The organism is Planctobacterium marinum (assembly GCF_036322805.1).
GTDB classification, from domain to species: Bacteria; Pseudomonadota; Gammaproteobacteria; order Enterobacterales; family Alteromonadaceae; genus Planctobacterium; species Planctobacterium marinum_A.
Window position 1 is genome coordinate 3,351,140 of record NZ_AP027272.1, and the last position, 20,592, is coordinate 3,371,731.

The window sequence follows — 20,592 nt, forward strand, 5'->3', positions numbered from 1 at the left end:
TCAGATTTAATCCCGCTTATTGCTGGTCATCGGCTTAGATCAAAAAAACTTAAATAAAATAGGCAGTTGCGATAGAGGATTGTATATAGAGAAGCTGGCCAGCAGTATAGTGCTGGCCGAAAATAGAAATTATAGATAGTCGCGGATCAATACTTCAGCTATCTGAATGCTGTTAGTAGCAGCGCCTTTGCGAACGTTGTCTGAAACAACCCACAAATTCAAACCATTTGGATGAGTGATATCCTGGCGTACCCGTCCAACAAAAACGTCATCTTTACCACTGGAGTTACCCACCTGAGTTGGGAAGTCTTCGCGATTTTCCATCAACACAACCCCTTCGGCGTCTCTCAATAGGGCTTTTACCTGCTCAACATCCATTGGTTGCTGGGTTTCCAAATGCACAGCTTCACCATGACCATAAAACACAGGCACTCGCACCGCTGTTGCGTTCACCAGGATACTGTCATCCCCCATTATTTTTTGGGTTTCCCAGCTCATTTTCATTTCTTCTTTGGTGTAATCGTTATCGAGGAATACATCAATCTGAGGAATACAATTAAACGCAATCTGGCGACTAAAGCTTTCCACTTTTACTTCTCGGCCGTTTAACAAATCAGCCGTTTGTTTGGCCAATTCATCCATGGCAGATTTACCTGCGCCTGAAACAGATTGATAAGTCGACACATTAATGCGCGTGATCCCGAAGTGGTCGTGAATAGGCTTAAGCGCCACCAGCATGCCGATTGTTGAGCAGTTAGGGTTCGCGATAATATTGCGATTTCTAAAATCAGCAATAGCGTGGGCATTAACTTCCGGTACTACTAACGGGATGTCTGGCTCGTAGCGAAAATGTGAGGTGTTATCAATCACCACACAACCTTGCTCAGCAGCAACAGGAGCATATTTCGCAGAAATACTACCTCCAGCTGAGAAAAAGCCAATTTGTACCTGGGTCCAATCAAACGTATCCGCATCTTGTACCGTAATCTCTTCACCCTTATAGGTAATGGTACTACCTGCGCTGCGTGCGCTTGCTAAGGGATAAAGATTGTTGATTGGAAATCCGCGTTCTTCGAGAATTTCAATCATGTTTTTGCCCACCAAACCAGTGGCACCTAAAACGGCAACATCAAATGCGCGAGACATTTACTACTTACTCCAATTAATTATGTTTGGTCGCCTTTTGCGACGTTTCGAAAACCAAGCCCGTAGATTGCCTGTGTCAGCAAAGAATTTCCAGTATTTACTTGCACACTAGAAAATTCTCTTCGAATACCATAGTGCTTTCGGCTATATCTGAAAGATTTATCATCATTTACTTGCGTTTTAAACAGGAGACTGTCTTGTTCTATGGCATAAACCTGGCTAATCAGTTCATGTAATTGTACTTCGGTTGAACTCTCGTTTTGCGCTAAATCCAGCCAGGATTTTCCGGAAAAAGTAACTTCCGGTAAATAGTGCCACATACTCTTTTGCGGCCAACCAAACTGCTGAGCAGCAAAGTTATAGATCATCTCTGTTCCACGCGCTTTGCCTTCCAGGGTATGTCCAGCAATATGCTGGGTAGCAATATCAGTGCACTGAGCCAACTCAAAATCAATATCGGGTTCATTTTCCCAAACATCAAATAGAGTAAAAAAAGCATTGTTACTCTGCAGCACTGATTTTAAAGCTCGATTGTCCACTACTTCACCACGACAAGCGTTAACCAGAATTTGCTCTGGCTTGAGCGCCTTCAAGCGCTGCTCGTCAAGCATGTGACGGGTGGGCCACCTCCCTTCGTTAACATATGGCACGTGCAAACTGATTATGTCGCATTCAAGAATGACTGATAATGGCACCATATCACGGATGTCTCCAGCGGCCTCCAGCGGTGGATCACAAAGCAGTACTTCTAAACCAAGGTGCTCGGCTCGTTCCGCGAGAGCAGTGCCAACATTGCCAGCTCCAACTATGCCTAAGCGTTTGCTGTGCAGTTTGATTTTCTCCTTTGCCGCTAACCACAATAAACCCGCAATGACATACTCAGCGACGGCAATAGCATTGCAGCCTGCTGCGGAATAAGCTTTGATACCTCGTTCTTTTAGGTAATTCAGATCCATGTGGTCAGTACCAGCAGTCGCCGTCGCCACCAGTTTTAATTGCTTTGCCTGGCTTAGCAGCTCTGGTGTCACTTTGGTAGTGGAACGAATAAACAGGGCCTCGACATCGGTCAGATCTGCAGCACTGAGTTGGTTGCCTGCGAAGTGAGTTACTTCGGCTACATCTTCAAAAAAAGCCTCACCGTAGGTAAGGGTATCTTCACAAAATACTTTCACTGAAACTATCTGATTGTGGGAAAACGCGAATGATCGCACGTCAGATAAATAAAAAAAACCCAACCAGTTGGTTTATGCCGACTGATTGGGCCTGATTCAACTAGATTTGCTAGCTCAAATTAAAAATCTGAAATCTCCGCGCTATTGCCATTAAAGTCGAACTTGTTAATTTTACCGCATTGGGCAAAGTGATTGTTACTGCTGTAGGGCGCACCACTTTGTGTAATGTCGCTTTCCCAGCCCTGCCCGTTTTTAACAAAGGCTTTGACTTCAAACCAACCATTTACCGCTTTGCTGCAGTCCATTTGCACATCTAACATCCAATAGTGCTGCCCCCAAAGATTGAGCGGCTCTTCGCCGTAACCATCTACAGCAACCGTTTTTACTGCCCCCCATGAGGAAGGCCAAACATCCGTAGTCCAATCCATGGCGGTTCCCTCAGCATAGCTATCCTGTGCCGACTCTGCGCCATACCAGTCAAGGTAAAACTCGTTTGACTTCCAGGGGGCCGTTGTGACGTTGCGCAAATTATTGTGGGTAATGGGCATGGCACATTCGAAATTAGTGGTCTGGCAATTTCGCCCCAGATTGTTGTTGGCGTAATCGTGATCAATTCCGCCTCGAATAAACATATCCTGACCGCTAGCCGTTTCTGCCTGAATGAAAATCACGGTGCGCTGCCAGTCTTCATTACCTCCGGTTGTAGTAATTTTGCTGTTTTGGTGAATGGCGAACGCATCCCAGGCGGCAAGATTAGTGTTTATGCTACCGTCACCATTGACGGTAATAGTCTCACCAGAACAACTACTGCCATCTTGAGACAACTCACCTTTGAGCACATTACAGTACACACCCGCCGTCATCTGAGTACCAAGAGCAACATTCATGGTGTAGTCTTCTTTGTTGATAGCAACATGCCCTGCACTGCCGCGACCGAAGGCGATTTGATTATTGCCGTTGTCCCACCAATCAGTCACGTTCCAGTTGTCATTCACGTTGTTTCTGAAATCTACACCACCAGCGATATAGCTCCAGCGATGTTCACATTTCCAGTTGCTGCCATAACATTCCAAAGTGCCATTGTTATGCACCGGCACGGATGGCCCACCTGCATCAGTATCACCGTGGAAATCATAGCTGGACATCACCTTGGGATAACCATAAGGCCAGGCCAGCATGAAGACGTTTGCCAGATCATAAAGTCGACCATCTTCGAACGTAATGACATTACCAGCACCACCATGGCCACGTTGATTATCGTGGTTATCCACAAATACCACCGCTTGATAGCTGGGTAAAAAACCCCACGCCTCGCCAAAACTGCTTAACCAGGATAATTGACCATTGCGGAAGGTATTACCTAATTGAGTACTATATTTAAACTCGGTTACCAACCCGGTTCCCGTATATTCTGCTGCGCTTACCGCTTCACCACCTTGATCGATGACTTCCTGAAAGACCAAAGGTGAACCGTTAACTTTGGACAATACCCCCTGAATATCACTGACCGACATGTGTTTTGAAGCATCAAATCGAAAACCAGCAACTCCGAGATTAGTCAAATAATTGAGATAACCCGCCAACGTATCTTGTACATAAGTGGCACTGGTATTTAAATCCGGTAATCCCACCAGCTCACAGTTCTGTACTCGCCAGCGATCATTACCATAATCCTCCGGATTAATGGTGCAAGTATCGTGAAAATCTTGCGGGCCATAAACCGAATATTGTTTATTGCCGTAGCTATTGCCAGCCACGCCAGTGCCACTACCCGCAGCCATGTGGTTAATCACGGCATCCACATAAATCTCCACGCCTTGGGCGTTACAACGGGATATCATGTCAACAAATTCAGCTTCGCTGCCGCCCCGGCTTTGGATCTGATAGCTGACAGGTTGGTAGCGAGTCCACCACTGATCCCCCTGAATGTGCTCATTCGGCGGTGACACTTGCACTGCGGCATAGCCATTTGGACCGAGAAACGTTTCACACTCATTGGCCACGTCTGACCAATTCCATTCAAAAAGGTGCACAAAGGTTGTAGGAGCAGAGACTGCAGGAGCACTCAGTAGAGTTGCGGCAACGCCGAGCGCCAGCGTCGATTTAAGGGATTTCATTTTGCCTCCAATTTAATTTACACAAGGTTAACATTCGATTAACAACCTAAATCTTGGGTAAATTAAATTCCAATTGAATACGTATGCACTCCCCTCTGCATACGTATGCGTGGAATGGTTTATACACCTGGATTATTGAAGGCTTTAAGTCAGCTTTTTGATCCAGATCAGATCATTAAATACTTGCCGGGTTTATTCTGGTTTCAGAAACAAAAATCAGGAGAAAAACCATGTTAAGTTTATTATTCAACGATCCAGTCGCTTGGGGTTCTTTGTTGGGGTTAACTATCGTAGTTGCACTCTGTGGTTATTACGTGTACCTGTTTATGCACAACACTAATCACAACCTGTAGTGACTAATTGCTGTTGGCAATAAAATTCATAAACACTTCTGTCACTCGCTGCGCGGATTCAATTTGGGGATAGTGCCCCACTGGCAGCGAGCAGGTTGGTGCATGAGGTAATAACTGCTGCCAACGCAGCCGCATGTGTTCACCAGAGATGGGATCATGGCGACCATTAATAAAGAGCATTGGCACTTGTGTGGATTGCATTGCGTCAAGCCAATCCTGTCTGCGTTGCTTGCGCTCATCGATGTATTGCAGCAAATAAGGCATAGCCTTTACGCCATTATTGATTTGAAGAAGCTGCCACAGCGTTGCAATTTCGTGTTTTTTCGGTGGTGTCTGCGGACCGAAGATACGCTTGAAACTGCCTTCCAGACTACGCTCGTTCAAAAATTTTACAGCCCAAGGGCCGATAACACTTTTCAGTAATTTTTGAGTCAGTAATGGTCGGTGGCTTTCGCTAAATAGTCCACCGTTGAGGAAGGTTATTGAACTCAACTGAATCTGTGTTTGTTCGGTTTCCACCATGTGCAGTAGCTCTTGCGCAACTGAGTCACCATAATCATGAGCCAAAACATGGCATTTGGAAATATTCAGGTGTGCTAACAAGGCCAGGTAAAACCGAGCTTGCTCTGCCAGAGTGTAGCCATAAGGTACCGGTTTATCGGAAAGACCGTAACCGAGCATATCCATCGACACCAGATGATAGTCTGTCGATAAGTCAGCCCACTGATGGTGCCAATCCCAGCTGGCACTGGGGAAACCATGAATAAACAAGATAACTGGCTTGCCAGGAGCATGATGCTGCCACCAGGCCAGTCGACGCTCGTTTACAGTGAGATAGTTTACCGTTTGTATGTATTCTTTTAACGTTGCATAAGGCATCAGTTATCAAGCCAAAAACTAATGGCGAAATGAAGGGTCAATGCGATCCAGTTTACGCAATATTCCGGGCCAGGCCAGCCCTCCTCCTGCGGCTTTGGTCACCTCAGAAGCTTGCGCTTTAATACCTGCCAATATTGGCTTAGGAATGGTTTTCAGCGGTTGTCCCGAGGACTGAGCCAGTAGTTGAATTTCACACGCCCGTTGCAATACAAACATAAACAAAAACGCATCCGCAACGGTTTCGGCGCAGGTGAGCAAGCCATGATTGCGCAGTATCATAAAATTATGACTACCCAAATCAGCCACCAGCCTGGCTTTTTCATCGGGATTCAGCGCAATCCCCTCATAGTCGTGATAAGCCAAGCCAGATAAGGGAAATAAAGACTGCTGGCTCAAAGGCTGTAAGCCATTTTCCAAAGTAGAAACTGCGACACCGGCATTAGTGTGTAAATGCAATACGCAATGAGCATCTTCCCGAGCTTCGTGTACGGCACTGTGAATATTGAATCCAGCAGGATTGATATCATGCTCAGAATCCATGATTTTATTACCTTCAAGATCCACCTTAACCAGATTAGAAGCCGTTACTTCTTCGAACAACATGCCATAGGGATTAATCAAAAACTGCGGTTCAGCACCGGGAATGCGGGCTGAAATATGAGTGAAAATTAAATCATCCCAACCGTAGTGAGCAACGGTGCGGTAACAAGCCGCTAAATCCACCCGCAACTGCCACTCGGCAGCACTTACTTGTTGTTGTACTTTTGACATATTCCTATCCCCCGCTCTGGTATCAGTTCACTATAGACTATAAGCTAAAGGGGCAACTGTCGTTCTGGCGACATTTTTTGGAGTACCCCTTAATTGACACCTGACGTTACCGCCAATTTACGTAAAAACCCTTGGTTCAGCTCGCTTCCAACGCATTTGCAAGATGCCATAATGGCACACAGCAAGCTGCGACAACTGAACGCCCAAGCGGTACTGCACACTAAGGAACAAGCGCCAAACGGTCTTTTTTTTGTTCATTCTGGTAAAGTGCGCATTAGCAACTTTACCCCGGAAGGAAAAGAAGTGGTGTTAACCTGGCTCACTTCAGGTGACTGGTTCGGTGAGATATCCAGTTTTGACAACTTGCCACGCACGCATTGTGCAACCGTTGATGAAGCCGCTACTATTTTAACCATTCCTCATAGTGCCTTTGCTCAGCTTTGCGACAAACACCCGGAAATGTATCGTTATTTCATCCCGATTTTCTGCCAGCGCATGCGGGCGTTGTTTGAAATTATCGATGAAGCCCGTACGCTCCCCATCAAATTACAATTAGTTAAACGGCTTTTGCATCTGCACAACACATTTGATGGTGAGAATGGCGGTCTTGATGTTTCCCAGGAGTCACTAGCACTTATGTTAAACACCACCCGGCAAAGCGTAAATCGATGGCTGAATGAATTACAAACGGAAGGGTTAATCCAATTGGCCTACAACAAAGTAATGCTGGAGCCTCAAATATTGCAGGAATATTTGCACAATCAATTAAATCCGAAGTGTCATTAAAGATTAATCAGAAAAGATCACAAATCCTCAGTTTCTTCACATTTAATAAGCCCACCGTTTGCTACCCTTGATGATAGATAAAACAGGTTTCTGTTTTGGGGCTACCTGAAGAAACCGAGAGGGTTTGCACCGCTCTCATTTCCGAATTTTATGGTAACCACCAGCAGAATTTATTCCGGTTACGAGAAATGAACTGTGTGAACAAAATAATAGTTATGGCTGCCTTCCAGGCAGCTCTAATAGCTTCAGCATCTGCCACTCAATACGATTACGATGGCGATGGAATAGCGGATGTGGCGGTGCGCCGCAGCAGCACTTACTACTGGTATGTACTTAATACCGGGGATGACAACTTCAACTCAGATGCTCAAGACGGTATCCAGCGCACACAATTTGGTAAAGACACTGCGGATATCCCTGTTCCGGCCGACTATGACGGCGACGGCATCACCGACTTTGCCGTGCGGCGGCCCTCAACGTTTACCTGGTATGTTAAAAACTCTTCAGGCGACAACATCAATTCAGAGGCACAAGATGGTATTCAGCGAGTGATATTTGGTAAGAATGCCAGTGATATCCCGGTACCCGCAGACTACGACGGCGATGGCATAGCCGACTTTGCGGTGCGAAGAGCATCGACATTTACCTGGTATATCAAAAACTCCGATGGCAGCAATTACAATTCTGACGCCCAAGATGGTATCCAACGTATCGTTTTTGGCAAAAACAGTGAAGATGTGCCTGTCCCCGGATTATACGACGAAGACAACATTGCCGATGTTGCTGTTTGGCGGGCTTCCAACAGTACCTGGTATATCAAGAATTCCAGCGGTTCAAATTATAATTCTGAAAACGAAGACGGTATTCAGAGATTGACACTAGGGCAAGATGGCGATATCCCGGTACCTGCCGACTACGACAATGACGGCATAACCGATATCGCCGTGCGACGTCCGGATACCTTTACCTGGTATATTCGCTACTCCAGCGATGGCGAAGTTCGGGAATTCGTTTTGGGCAAAGACGAGGCCGATATCCCTGTACCCGCCGATTATGATGGCGATGGTGCAGCGGATGTCGCTGTGCGGAGAAGCTCCAATCAATATTTTTACATTCTCAATTCATCGGATTCTGAAATTCAACGCATTAATTTTGGCAAACAAGCCGACGATATCCCCACTAATGCGCCAATCACTGAAGTGATTGCCAAGCTCAATGCAGTAAACAGCGCAATTGCAAGCAATTCCGTTCCAGTAGCAGACGCTGGTAGTGATCAAACCGTGGATGTTGGTAGTACAGTACAATTAAATGGTGCGAATAGTACTGATACAGATGGCGACAGCTTATCCTACAACTGGAGTTTTAGCAGTCGACCAGACAGTAGTGAAGCACAATTAAGCAGTGCCAGCATTGCCAATCCAACCTTTACGGCAGATGTTATTGGCAGTTATGTTTTGTCGCTCACTGTCAACGACGGTGAAGACAGTAGCAACGCCGATAGTGTCACCATCACAGCAGAACAAGCTGAACCAGACAATACACCTCCCATCGCTGATGCGGGCCCAGACCAACAGGTATCAGTAAATGAAGAGGCGACACTTTCCGGCGCTGGTAGTAGTGATGCCGATGGTGATGCGTTGAGCTTTAGCTGGAGTCTTATTTCCCAACCAGCGAACAGCTCAGCCTCTTTGAGTCGTCGAGCTTCGGAGACACCCAGCATCACGCCAGATATTGCTGGAACATACGAAATACGATTAACGGTAAGTGATGGTAGCGACTCCAGTACGGATGATATTACCATCACCGCCGTTAATGATAATGTCGACATAAAAGATATTGAATTCGTTAATCGCAGTGGTGACTGCGGTGATTACGAGGGTACATACTACGCCAGTGTTACCGATGTCCAGGAGGCGACCAACTTCACTAATAGCGTCACCATCAGTGCCAGCACAGATACTTGCGATTTTATAGTCAACGAAATCCCTAACCACGACTTTAATGAACAAGGCAATTTCGCCAGTGTAGTCGCCGAGCAAAATGGTGATTACAGCGTGACAAGAACACCGGAGTTTGCTAGCACTGTTACTGAATTGTCACTGACCACCACAAATGCCATCACTCTAAATGGTGTCGTCATCGATTTGCTCTCAGCAGCGTGTTACAGCGTCGGAAACGAACCTCTAGGTGAAGAGAAAATTGGCTGTGGTAACGACCAGATAGATAATCCCTGGCGCTATGATCCGATGTCCAGTTTAAATAATTTTGGTACCGACGAACACAATGCCCACCCGCAACCGGATGGCACCTATCACTACCATGGCGATCCACTCGCAATGTATGACCTTGACTGTGAAACCTCTGGGTTAGCCTCCCCGGTTATCGGTTTCGCAGCTGATGGCTTTCCAATTTATGGCCCATGTTTTGATGACAACGGCACAGTTCGTAAAGCTGAGCCAAGCTACGTATTAAAGTCAGGTGAACGGCAAGAAGTCAGTGGTTACACCACGCCAGTGGGTGGCCAGGGTAACGTTGCCAGCTCAGAATACGATGGACAATTCACAGGAGATTGGATGTACTCAGAGGGCGCGGGTGATCTGGATGAATGTAATGGCATGGAAGTCGACGGCCAATATGGCTATTACATCACCGAAACACACCCATGGATACTAAAGTGTTACAAAGGCACCCCAAATTCCTCATTTGATAAACGGGGTAGACGGGCACTGCGCAATTTACTACATCGTCACGAACCCAACGGCAAACTCCATAATCACTAATTTCAGCAAGGGGCAATGCCCCTGTACCCAACGAGAGAATTAAGGCAAAACAATGAGACCCGCAAAACTCTTACTATCCGGTTTACTCGGAGCATTAATTACTTCGCCCTTGTGCGCGACTGAGTTTGACTATGACGGCGATGGTATCGCCGATGTCGCCGTAAGACGACCAGACACCCAACTTTGGTATGTGAAAAATTCAGGCTCAATGGACTACAACTCAGAAAGGGGAGACGGGATCCAGCGGGTGCGCTTCGGTTTGTCAGTAGCGGATATCCCAGTCCCTGCGGATTATGACGGTGATGGCATTACTGATTTTGCAGTGCGTCGTGCCAGCAACTACACCTGGTACGTGCTAAACTCTTCGGGTGATAATACCAACTCCGTGAAAGAAGATGGCATTCAGCGGCAAGTGTTTGGCAGGAATAGCGATGATATCCCTGTACCAGCGGATTATGACGGTGATGGTATTGCTGATTTTGCAGTGCGGCGGTCCTCTAATTACACCTGGTATATAAAAAACTCCAGTGGCAGCAATTTCAATTCTGAAAAAGAAGATGGCATCCAGCGCATAGTATTTGGCAAAAGTCCTGAAGATATTCCGGTAAAAGGCGACTTTGATGGTGACGGTATTGCCGATGTAGCGGTTAAACGCCCCTCCAACGGTTTTTGGTATATTCTCAATAGTAGCGGTGATAATACCAACTCAGAACGGGGTGATGGTATTCAACGGGTCTCCTTCAGCACAGCTATCAATGATATTCCTGTGCCTGCGGACTATGATGGCGATGGTATTACCGATATCGCCTACCGCAATCCTGACAATTTTACCTGGTATATTCGAAGTAGTATTGATACCACAGTAACTGAAATTGAGTTTGGTTTGCACCCGGCGGATATTCCTGTACCCGCTGACTATAATGGCGATGGTAAAGCAGAACTGGCCATTCGCCGCGCGGGTGATCAAACGTTCATTATTTACAATCCAGATGTGGTACCAGGACCTCAAGGTCGTTCAGCTGAGTCTGACGATGATGAACAAGACAGCGAAACGGTTAGCTTTGGTAGTCAGTCAGGGGATGTGCCAGTTAATGCCAGTACTGATCAGATAATGGAAAAGCTGGACGATACCAATGCCAATGCCAATGGCAACTCCAGCAACACCTTGCCCACCGCTAATGCAGGTGACAATCAAACCGTCAGTACCGGCGCCCTCGTTACATTGGATGGAACGGCTAGCTCAGATGATGATGGAGATTCACTTACCTACACCTGGACATTACGGAGTTCACCGGATGGCAGCGAAGCCGCACTAAGTGACAGAACTGCTGCCTCCCCCACTTTTACCGCAGATGTTGATGGCAACTATGTTATTTCGCTGGTTGTTAATGACGGTAGCGAAGACAGTGCGGCTGATAGGGTCAGAATAACGGCAGAAACCACCACCGCTAATACCGCTCCGATGGCTGATGCAGGGAGCGACCAAACCGTCACAGTAGGCACTCGTGTAGAACTAGATGGTTCTGGCAGTAACGATAGTGACGGCGATTCATTGAGTTATACATGGTCATTTTTATCTATGCCTGATGGCAGTGAAGCACAATTAGGCCGCACAAACATTGAATCCCCCAAGTTTACGGCTGACACTGCCGGCACTTATGTACTGCAACTCATAGTTAACGATGGTACAGAAGACAGTGAAGCCGATACGGTTACCATTACCGCTGAGTCGGAAGACGTTAATACAGCACCAACAGCGGATGCAGGAACCGACCAGTCAGCGACTGTTGGTAGCCAGGTTACTCTTGATGGCAGTGGTAGTTCTGATGCTGATGGCGATGCCCTGAGTTACAGCTGGTCATTTAGCAGTGTCCCCGGTGACAGCGATGTGTCGTTGAGCAATGCCGATACCGCGACCCCCAGTTTTACCCCACGAGATGCTGGTGACTACGTCTTAACCCTCACGGTCTCGGATGGAGAAGATAGCGATACCGACACAGTTACGGTGACTGCCAGTGAGGGCAACAGTGCCCCAACAGCTGAAGCGGGAAGCGATCAGAGTGTTACCGCTGGTGATAGCGTGTCGTTAAGTGGTAGCGGCAGCTCAGATGCTGACAATGATACACTGACTTATAGTTGGTCCTTCACCAGCAGACCTGGTGGCAGCACGGCCACCTTAAACAATGCGAATAATGTCAATGCCAGTTTCACTGCCGATACAGAAGGTGATTATTTGGTTCAGCTAACGGTATCTGATGGCGAAGACAGCGATACCGACAGTGTGACCATCAGCGCAGAAGCCGCAACTACCAGTGAACCTACTGACAACGAATCATTATTGGAAACCACCTTTGATGCGGCGCGCTTTGACGCTTCCGCCGATGAAACTATACCGGCAAGACCTTATGTTATGGTAGATTTCGTAGACTATGATAGTGACGGTGACAATGACGCCGCCATCTTGCAATCCAATGGCGTGCCTTACACCTATGACTACGATTACTCCACCTCGGACGCGAACAATATCCAGAATACCTGCTTTGACGATCCCAACAATGGCCCTGACGAGGCTGACAGTGGTGGTTGTTATCCGATTGAAGCCAGTGTCAGAGCGTTTGTAGTACCTACTAACCCAGAAGTGGCGGACAGCATTACCAATGTGAGCTCGGATCAGCATTCAGGCATGGCAATTTCAGGCGCTACTTTTGAGTTGCCCACCGCACCGTCACCGGAAGATAACGCCGGTTATGCCATTACCAATGTATACGACGAAGGCTGGGAAGTACTAGACGATTGTAATGGCCACTCTGGTTATCAGGGAGCCCCTTATCACTACCATGGCGATCCCACGTACCCTATCAACGACGGTACTAATGAACATACCCTGGCCGCCACCGAAGCCTCAGATTGTTTGCCTGATTACGAGTTAGTCGTCGATGAAGATACCGGTCATGCGCCAGTTATCGGATATATGGCGGACGGTTTTCCAATTTACGGTACAGATGGTTACGACATTGGTGATGAGCTAGACGAGTGTAATGGTCACAACGGTACAACATCAGAATTCCCAGACGGAATTTATCACTATCATGCGTTAAATTACGATGCAGTGACCGCCAATGGCACTGGCTCGCGCAATGAGATACCGCCCCTTCCGGAATGCCTGAGTGGCAAGACTTGGTTTGTGCCGGAGTTTCATTCACCAGAGCTTTCTGATTCGGACAAGCGCGATATCGATTCAGAAATCGACGTTGAAAGCACCAATACCACTGTTGATGCCCTTACCTTGGCAACCGCTTTCGCATCCAATCGTTTCTCGGCCACCAGTACGGCAGAAGCACGTCCATACGTCTATGTAAACTTTATCGATTGGGATTTTGATGGCGAAAACGATACCGCATTGTTACTGAGCAATGGTGTGCCTTCAACCTATGATTACGACAACACAACATCCAATAGCGATGATACTGCCAACGTCTGCTTCGACGACCCTGAAGGTGGTCCAGACACGGGATGTTACAGTGTGGATGCTAATAATCGGGTATTCTTATTCTCACTAAATCCGACAGTAGTAGATGCGGTCACCAGCATAAGCGACGAAGACCACAGTGGTATGGCAATTTCCGGGGGCACTTTTGCTCATCCTGATGAAGATTCTCCCAACGGTGAAGGTTATGCAGTACACAACACCTATGATTCCGATTGGGAAGTGCTGGATGACTGCAATGGAAATGTCAGCTATCAGGGCGGCCCGTTCCACTATCACGGAGACCCAACAAACCCGAATCGAGATCAGGTAGATGAGCATACTGCCAGTGCCGCTCGTGCTGAAGGATGTTTACCGGATTTCTCTAGTGATGTAGACGAAACTACCTCCCATGGTACGGTAATTGGTTTCATGGCTGATGGTTTCCCCATTTACGGTGAAGATGGTTACGATTCAGGCGAGACCCTAGACGCCTGCAATGGGCACACTGGCGCTACGCAGGAGTTTCCAAATGGGATTTATCACTATCATGCAATCTCGGCAGATACCGCCAGCTCTGAAAATCTGGCGCCACTGCCCACTTGCTTAAGTGGTGACGTAATCTATATGCCCAATTACCCGGCGCCAGAGCTGAGCGCAACGGAGAATTAGTCAGAGCGCAGCGGACAACTAATCAGATCTACAATCAGAAGCCCATAATGAAAGTACGGAGAACTTAATGACAACACGGATGTTTCGCAGCCTCTTTTTTGGGCCTCTCTGCCTCATTTCGGGCTTGTGTCTTGAGGTGCAAGCTCATCTGCAACCAGAGCATAAGGCTGATGGGTCCCACACGCACAATGCGCATGTCACCACGCCCTTTGTGCTGCTGGAAAGTAGTCGCACCGGTCCCTTATTAAAATACAGTGGTAGCGATGGCAAACTACAAACTTTGTATCGCATACCCAAGGGAGCGCGCCTGTTTCAGTTTGACCACGCCCACGTCGACACAACCGACAAAAAAGCAGAAATGCTATTGGCTTATGGCCCTCAAGGAAAGGGTGAACAAGGTATCTGGCGCTTCGAATATGTGCTACGTACAGCACAAACAGCCACCGTTCGATTAACCCCTGTTATCACTGATAGCGACCCAGACACTTGGTTTTTTGATCCCATTTACGTACCAGGTACACGCAACTTTTATTACATTTCCGCCAAAACAAACAGCGATAGTAAGCGCGCTAGCCAAGACTTAGCAGTATGGTTTTACGATGCTGAAGCAAAGCGCAGCAAACCCATTGCGAAGGGTGCAAGCCACCCAACTATATCTGAAACCGGTGAACAGCTCATGTGGCTAAATCAGCACAATTCAGCACAAAGCCTCACCGTTCTCGAGCACAACAACCTGAAAACCAGGCATATTCAATTTGGCGACGAGCTGCCCTCGCTGCACTTTCCTAAAATAAGCCATTCGCTGCAATCCATATTTTTTCTTAGCACAGAAAAACTAACACTGGCCACCATGCCCGGATTTTCAAAGGCTTTTGCTCATCCTGGACAACAACACAAAACCTGGTATGCGTGGCAAGCCACTTCTACTAGCAGCGACATACAGCAAGCCCGTTTTTTATGGCAAGCAGAAAATGTCCGAGATATGCAGTTGCATCCCGATGGCAGGCAGCTTGGCTACTTAAACGAAGAAGGCCTTACCCTTTACAACGCTGAAACCCAAAAAGGTGAAAAAGTCCTTAGCGGGCACAATTTCTGGAAGTTTGTCTGGATTCCTTACAACTAACTTTCGTAAATAACATCGCCGATATTTTAGCGAAAATGCAATAAATTGCGTCTAGACTGAAAAGTCATCAGTGCAATTTCGAGATATCGCATGTCAAAACCGTTTGTCTGGGGGGCTGCTGCCGCCAGTTTTCAAATCGAGGGCTCACTCAATGGTGAGGGCCGAGGACCTTGTGTCTGGGATATGTTTTGCAACGAGCCTGGCAATGTGCGTTTTAAGCATCATGGTAACAATGCCTGTAATCACATTGAATTGATGCAGCAAGATGTAGATATCATGGCGGAAATTGGTTTGCAGGCTTACCGCTTTTCCATCAGTTGGCCAAGAGTGTTGCCACAAGGCACGGGGCAGATAAACCGAGCAGGATTAGATTTTTACGACCGACTTGTGGACACTCTATTGGCCAAAGGTATCGCGCCATGGACGACTCTTTTTCACTGGGATTATCCCTACCAGTTATACTTACGGGGCGGCTGGTTAAACCCGGACAGCTCTGATTGGTTTGCCGAGTATACTCAGATTATTGTAGAACGCCTTTCGGATCGGGTAAGCCACTGGATGACCCTTAACGAACCTCAGTGTTTTATCCATTTCGGCCATCACACTGCTTATCACGCCCCCGGATTAAAGTTGGGTTTTAAAGAGGTGTTAACCGCGGCCCATAACGCCCTGCTGGCTCATGGTAAAGCGGTGCAAGTGATCAGAGCCCACAGCCACAGTACCGCAACCATTGGTGCCGCGCCGGTTGGTCATGTGTATGTGCCCGACAACACCAGTCCCGAATGTATTGCAGCAGCCAAACAGGCGACTTTTGCAGTACAAAAACAGGATTGCTGGAACAATACCTGGTTTGCCGATCCTATGTTCCTGGGACACTATCCGGAGGATGGCCTGGCGCTGCATGAGGCTTTCTTACCCGACTTTCAAACCAATGATATGGATACTATCTGTCAACCGCTGGATTTTTATGGTGCCAATATCTATACCGCAGAACAAATAACCACTGATGGCAAGGGTAAAACCCGCCTGGTACCTAGCCACGACGGAGATCGCTTTACCAGTATGGATTGGCATGTAGTACCTGAAAGTCTGTATTGGGCCAGTAAATTCTTTAATGAGCGCTACAAAGTACCGGTGATCATTACCGAAAATGGCATGGCCAATCACGACTGGGTGGACGAAAACGGACGAGTACAGGACCCACAGCGTATTATCCTGCTCAAGGAATACACCGACGCCCTGTTAAAAGCCAGAGCCGAAGGTGTCGCCATCGACGGCTATTTTGCCTGGTCAATTATGGATAATTTTGAATGGGCGCTGGGCTATGATCGCCGCTTCGGACTGGTGCACGTGGATTATCAAACCATGAAGCGCACCATCAAAGACTCGGGCTATTGGTATAAAGAACGAATTAAGACATCAATTGATTAAAACCATAAATGAATAACCTCGGCTAAATCAGAAGCTAAAGAGCATGACTTAGCTTAACAGTATTTATATAGGTGTTGTGTTGTGGCACGCTCAGTTACAAGACTGCAACACCGTTCGTCACAGTAAATAAAATCTGGACGTCCAGGTCGGATTACGACTTTCAATGGTTCAATTGAAGGCACTGTAGGAGATGTTGACACACAAATATTGGGTAGATAATATTACCGCCAACTTAAGACCGGGCAATGATGCCAGCAACTCTTAAGTTGTAAAATAATTTACTATTTTAAGGAACACAAAATGATAAATTTAAAAAAGTTAGTCAGCATTCTTTTATTTTCACACCTTGTATCTTCAACCGTATCTGCCACTGCATTCACCGAAGAGGTATTTTTTACGGCATCGACAGGACAGGAAACTCTTGTCTCGTATAAGATTGAAAATGGTGAAAAGTCACTGGTCATTCACAATAAGTCCAGCCTGTCTAGTGAACAGATATTACAAGAGTTCGCAGAAACAGCTTTGACTGGTGGACATTATAATTACGTCTTAGTCGGTCCTTCCTGCCCAGATTGTGCAGTTGATCGCAGCTTAACCCCTGTCCTTCGCCAAGAGCTTTCGTACAAATTAAATGATTCTGCAAAAGATAAAGGCACAGTAAAGGTTGTTAGCGACTTTTTTAGTGGCGTTGCTAGCTCAGTTGGAGCAAATACTACCAATGAATTTTTCGATGCACTTTCAAACCCTGAAAATAGCTCTGAGATATCCGATCACGGTGTCATTGTAGTAAGAGAAAGAGGCGGAATGATTACAGATGCCTGTATGATGGAGTCCGGCCTTTGCAGAGACATTCCAGGGACAGAATTTATCAGTCTCGAAAATGGCTTCTCGATTAAATATCCTGCCCCTGACTATAATGATGACTTAGCCTTACTCGAAGAAAGGATGATGATTCAGGCAGCACTTCTTCGAGCAGTCCACGAACTCAATACTCCGAGAAGATATCAATGTCAGACTGTCTACACTGGCCCCACTGGAGATACCTCAGCACAATTGATTTGCTATTCTACAGATTAAAAAATCGTTACCCCGTCAGATTTTTACCGCGCCTCGTTAAGGCTCGGTATTAGCAATTATGTAAGACTTCTTCTTTGATAACTCAGACACCATTCTTTACTTTACAAACGCAGCAATAGTAGTTGAAATTAAAATCCTCTGAACGATTGGTACTTTCCACCAGCTCTTACGCATTGTAACCATAATCTATATTGCACTGTGAAAATGCCGATTATCACTCTATGACTTTCGGCACATGTTAAACCTCTTTTGAGATGGCAATCTAAGCTCAGTAATACTCAAGGTAGCGTAACATGAATAACAACGTTGAACGTTTACAGGCGATGGATGTACTCAGAGGCTTTGCTCTGTTGGGCATCTTGCTGGTTAATATCCAGTCTTTCTCCATGCCGGGGGCGGCTTACCTCAACCCCACCGCATTTGGCGATCTGTCCGGGCTCAATTTATGGGTATGGATAAGTACCCATGTATTGGCGGACCAAAAGTTTATGTCATTGTTTTCGCTGTTATTTGGTGCTGGCATTATTTTGTTTTGTGACAGCGCGCAGAAAAAAGGGTTATCTGCGGCGAAATTACACTACAAACGCAATGCCTGGTTGCTGCTATTTGGCCTGCTGCACGCCTACCTGTTTTGGTATGGTGATATCTTATTCGCCTATAGTCTGTGTGCTTTCTTCATTTATCTGTTACGCAACAAATCCGTATTTACCCTGATAGTCGTCACGCTGCTATTTGCCGCCATCAGCAGTGGCTATTCGTTACTATTCGGCAGCAGTCTTGAGCATTTCCCGGCCGACGCACAATCAGGATTAATGGAAGCCTGGGCGCCCAATGCGGCGGCCCTGGCCAATGAACTCAGTGCCTATAAAGGCAGTTTTCTCAGTGCTTTTGAGTTCCGCGCTGAAGAAGCTATTTTTATGCAGAGCTATGTATTTCTCACTTATTTTTTCTGGCGCGCCAGCGCTATGATGCTGCTCGGCATGGCCTTGTACAAATCTGGATTTTTTCATCTTCAATGGCAAAACAAAAGCTACCTGTGGCTTGCCATCTTTGGCTTAGCAATAGGTTTACCCATCGTCAGTTTTGGCGTCCATAGTAACTTTGAGCAACAATTTTCGCTGCAATACAGTATGTTTCTCGGTAACCAGTTTAACTACTGGGGTAGTATTCTAATGGGGTTGTCTTACGCCGCCATTGTCGTTCTGTTGGTTAAAAAAGGCCTGTTTAAGGCATTACAACTGCGCCTCGCCGCCATCGGTAAAACCGCTTTTAGCAACTACATCTTGCACACAGTGGTGTTTACCACGGTATTTTATGGTTATGGTTTGGGACTGTTTGGTGATATTGAGCGCTGGTTGCAATTAAGCCTGGTTTTGGCGATGTGGGCATTACAATTATGGCTGGCACCTGTGTGGCTGCGTCACTATCGTTTTGGTCCATTGGAATGGCTATGGCGCACCCTCACCTATGGCAAAGCTCAGCCGTTTAAACATTAAAAAAGGGGCTTAACGCCCCTTTTTACTGATTTCGTTCGGACAACCTAGCCCTTGTATTTTTCAAATACCAAGGTGCTGTTAGTGCCACCAAAACCAAAGCTATTGCTCATAACGCGATTAAGATCGGCACTACGAGTTTCGGTAACGATGTCCAGGCCTTCTGCTTTCTCATCCAACTCATCGATATTAATCGATGGGGCAATAAAGCCGTGCTGCATCATCAATAAAGAATAGATAGCCTCATTTGAGCCTGCTGCTCCTAACGCGTGGCCTGTCATCGCTTTAGTTGCGCTAATGGCAGGAGACTTTCCAGCAAATACGGCCTGGATAGCCTCTAATTCTTTTACGTCACCCACAGGTGTCGATGTACCGTGCGTATTTAAGTAGTCGATATCACCGTCAACGGTTGATAGCGCCTGCTGCATACAGCGCAATGCGCCCTCACCTGATGGTGCCACCATATCGTAACCGTCTGAAGTGGCACCGTAGCCTGTGATCTCCGCATAGATAGTGGCACCACGCGCCAAAGCGTGCTCCAATTCTTCAACCACCACCATGCTGCCGCCACCGGAGATTACGAAACCATCACGATTGGCGTCGTAAGTACGAGAGGCTTTTTCTGGTGTCTCGTTATACTTAGTAGATAAGGCACCCATGGCATCGAATTCCATAGCCAGTGTCCAGTGCACTTCTTCACCACCGCCAGCAAATACGATATCTTGCTTACCTAATTGAATTTGCTCTAATGCTGCACCGATACAGTGGGCGCTGGTAGCACACGCAGAGCTCAACGAGTAATTTACGCCTTTGATTTTAAAGGGCGTTGCCAGACAGGCGGATACCGTGCTGCTCATGGTTTTGGTTACCATGTATGGACCAACACGCTTAACCCCTTTTTCCCTGAGTATGTCTGCCGCCAAAACCTGATTGGCGGAAGAAGCACCACCTGAACCGGCAATTAAACCTGTTCTTACATTGGATACCATATCTTCGGTAAGCTTGGCATCTTCAATGGCTTCTTGCATCGCAATGTAGGCATAAGCCGCTGCATCACCCATAAAGCGTAAGGTTTTGCGATCAATATGCTCTTTTATATCAATATTGATGTCGCCCCAAACATGGCTACGCAAGTTTAGTTCTTGAAACTCTTCTGACACAGAGATGCCAGATTTACCTTCTTTTAACGAAGCTAAAACTTCCTGCTTGTTGTTACCAATACTGGATACGATCCCAAAACCGGTGATTACCGCTCTTTTCATATTCTTACCTGTTAATTTTAAAACGGGGCTATTGTACTGTGTTGCGCTAGTGTAACTGGTCTGC

14 protein-coding genes are annotated in these 20,592 nt (G+C 46.8%); 8 read left to right on the top strand and 6 right to left on the bottom strand.

Going from position 1 to position 20,592, the window contains the following annotated elements; genetic code table 11:
- Window positions 1-129 precede the first annotated feature (129 nt).
- The 3 genes from AABA75_RS14910 to AABA75_RS14920 all read right to left on the bottom strand — a co-directional run bounded on the left by AABA75_RS14910 (window position 130) and on the right by AABA75_RS14920 (window position 4,435).
- Window positions 130-1,146, bottom strand: coding sequence for an aspartate-semialdehyde dehydrogenase (locus AABA75_RS14910; protein WP_338293423.1), 1,017 nt, complete (start codon window positions 1,144-1,146; stop codon window positions 130-132).
- A 20-nt stretch (window positions 1,147-1,166) separates the two neighbouring features.
- Window positions 1,167-2,318: a 4-phosphoerythronate dehydrogenase gene (locus AABA75_RS14915; RefSeq protein ID WP_338293425.1), complete on the bottom strand. Its 1,152-nt coding sequence runs from the start codon at window positions 2,316-2,318 to the stop codon at window positions 1,167-1,169.
- Window positions 2,319-2,437: 119 nt separating this feature from the next.
- Window positions 2,438-4,435, bottom strand: a complete 1,998-nt coding sequence (locus AABA75_RS14920; protein WP_338293426.1) for an alpha-amylase — start codon at window positions 4,433-4,435, stop codon at window positions 2,438-2,440.
- Window positions 4,436-4,665: 230 nt separating this feature from the next.
- On the opposite strand from AABA75_RS14920, the gene AABA75_RS14925 reads away from it, so the two are divergent.
- Window positions 4,666-4,788 carry a hypothetical protein gene (locus AABA75_RS14925; RefSeq protein ID WP_338293427.1) on the top strand — a complete coding sequence of 41 codons (123 nt, stop codon included), beginning with the start codon at window positions 4,666-4,668 and terminating at the stop codon, window positions 4,786-4,788.
- Between the two features lie 3 nt (window positions 4,789-4,791).
- On the opposite strand, the gene AABA75_RS14930 is transcribed toward AABA75_RS14925, so the two are convergent.
- Together AABA75_RS14930 and AABA75_RS14935 are read right to left on the bottom strand one after the other, a co-directional pair.
- The gene (locus tag AABA75_RS14930) at window positions 4,792-5,667 is read right to left on the bottom strand and encodes an alpha/beta fold hydrolase (RefSeq protein WP_338293428.1); all 876 of its coding nucleotides are present in this window, start codon (window positions 5,665-5,667) and stop codon (window positions 4,792-4,794) included.
- 18 nt (window positions 5,668-5,685) lie between these two features.
- A complete protein-coding gene (locus AABA75_RS14935; protein ID WP_338293429.1) occupies window positions 5,686-6,438 on the bottom strand; it encodes a class II aldolase/adducin family protein in 753 nt (250 codons plus the stop codon).
- 171 nt (window positions 6,439-6,609) lie between these two features.
- Between AABA75_RS14935 and AABA75_RS14940 the strand changes: the two genes are divergently transcribed.
- The 7 genes from AABA75_RS14940 to AABA75_RS14970 all read left to right on the top strand — a co-directional run bounded on the left by AABA75_RS14940 (window position 6,610) and on the right by AABA75_RS14970 (window position 19,269).
- Window positions 6,610-7,224 carry a Crp/Fnr family transcriptional regulator gene (locus AABA75_RS14940; protein ID WP_338293431.1) on the top strand — a complete coding sequence of 205 codons (615 nt, stop codon included), beginning with the start codon at window positions 6,610-6,612 and terminating at the stop codon, window positions 7,222-7,224.
- A gap of 197 nt (window positions 7,225-7,421) precedes the next feature.
- Window positions 7,422-10,004, top strand: a complete 2,583-nt coding sequence (locus AABA75_RS14945) for a YHYH protein (RefSeq protein ID WP_338293432.1) — start codon at window positions 7,422-7,424, stop codon at window positions 10,002-10,004.
- Window positions 10,005-10,056: 52 nt separating this feature from the next.
- Complete coding sequence (locus AABA75_RS14950) at window positions 10,057-14,142, top strand: PKD domain-containing protein (protein WP_338293433.1); 4,086 nt, start codon at window positions 10,057-10,059, stop codon at window positions 14,140-14,142.
- Window positions 14,143-14,209: 67 nt separating this feature from the next.
- A complete protein-coding gene (locus AABA75_RS14955) occupies window positions 14,210-15,265 on the top strand; it encodes a hypothetical protein (RefSeq protein WP_338293434.1) in 1,056 nt (351 codons plus the stop codon).
- A 90-nt stretch (window positions 15,266-15,355) separates the two neighbouring features.
- Window positions 15,356-16,696 (top strand): GH1 family beta-glucosidase, encoded by a 1,341-nt coding sequence (locus AABA75_RS14960; protein WP_338293436.1) that lies wholly within the window; start codon window positions 15,356-15,358, stop codon window positions 16,694-16,696.
- Window positions 16,697-16,996: 300 nt separating this feature from the next.
- Window positions 16,997-17,773: a hypothetical protein gene (locus AABA75_RS14965; RefSeq protein WP_338293437.1), complete on the top strand. Its 777-nt coding sequence runs from the start codon at window positions 16,997-16,999 to the stop codon at window positions 17,771-17,773.
- Window positions 17,774-18,066: 293 nt separating this feature from the next.
- Window positions 18,067-19,269 (top strand): DUF418 domain-containing protein, encoded by a 1,203-nt coding sequence (locus AABA75_RS14970; RefSeq protein ID WP_338293438.1) that lies wholly within the window; start codon window positions 18,067-18,069, stop codon window positions 19,267-19,269.
- 44 nt (window positions 19,270-19,313) lie between these two features.
- Here AABA75_RS14970 and fabB read toward each other — a convergent pair whose 3' ends face one another.
- Complete coding sequence (gene fabB / locus AABA75_RS14975; protein WP_338293439.1) at window positions 19,314-20,528, bottom strand: beta-ketoacyl-ACP synthase I; 1,215 nt, start codon at window positions 20,526-20,528, stop codon at window positions 19,314-19,316.
- Between the last annotated feature and the right edge of the window lie 64 nt (window positions 20,529-20,592).

What these genes read in the sequence shown, in the direction of transcription:
- AABA75_RS14955 (WP_338293434.1), top strand. Translation starts at nt 14,210, where the DNA reads ATGACAACACGGATGTTTCGCAGCCTCTTTTTTGGGCCTCTCTGCCTC.
- AABA75_RS14930 (WP_338293428.1), bottom strand. Translation starts at nt 5,667, where the DNA reads ATGCCTTATGCAACGTTAAAAGAATACATACAAACGGTAAACTATCTC.
- AABA75_RS14935 (WP_338293429.1), bottom strand. Translation starts at nt 6,438, where the DNA reads ATGTCAAAAGTACAACAACAAGTAAGTGCTGCCGAGTGGCAGTTGCGG.
- AABA75_RS14920 (WP_338293426.1), bottom strand. Translation starts at nt 4,435, where the DNA reads ATGAAATCCCTTAAATCGACGCTGGCGCTCGGCGTTGCCGCAACTCTA.
- AABA75_RS14965 (WP_338293437.1), top strand. Translation starts at nt 16,997, where the DNA reads ATGATAAATTTAAAAAAGTTAGTCAGCATTCTTTTATTTTCACACCTT.
- AABA75_RS14925 (WP_338293427.1), top strand. Translation starts at nt 4,666, where the DNA reads ATGTTAAGTTTATTATTCAACGATCCAGTCGCTTGGGGTTCTTTGTTG.
- AABA75_RS14960 (WP_338293436.1), top strand. Translation starts at nt 15,356, where the DNA reads ATGTCAAAACCGTTTGTCTGGGGGGCTGCTGCCGCCAGTTTTCAAATC.
- fabB (WP_338293439.1), bottom strand. Translation starts at nt 20,528, where the DNA reads ATGAAAAGAGCGGTAATCACCGGTTTTGGGATCGTATCCAGTATTGGT.
- AABA75_RS14940 (WP_338293431.1), top strand. Translation starts at nt 6,610, where the DNA reads ATGGCACACAGCAAGCTGCGACAACTGAACGCCCAAGCGGTACTGCAC.
- AABA75_RS14970 (WP_338293438.1), top strand. Translation starts at nt 18,067, where the DNA reads ATGAATAACAACGTTGAACGTTTACAGGCGATGGATGTACTCAGAGGC.
- AABA75_RS14910 (WP_338293423.1), bottom strand. Translation starts at nt 1,146, where the DNA reads ATGTCTCGCGCATTTGATGTTGCCGTTTTAGGTGCCACTGGTTTGGTG.
- AABA75_RS14950 (WP_338293433.1), top strand. Translation starts at nt 10,057, where the DNA reads ATGAGACCCGCAAAACTCTTACTATCCGGTTTACTCGGAGCATTAATT.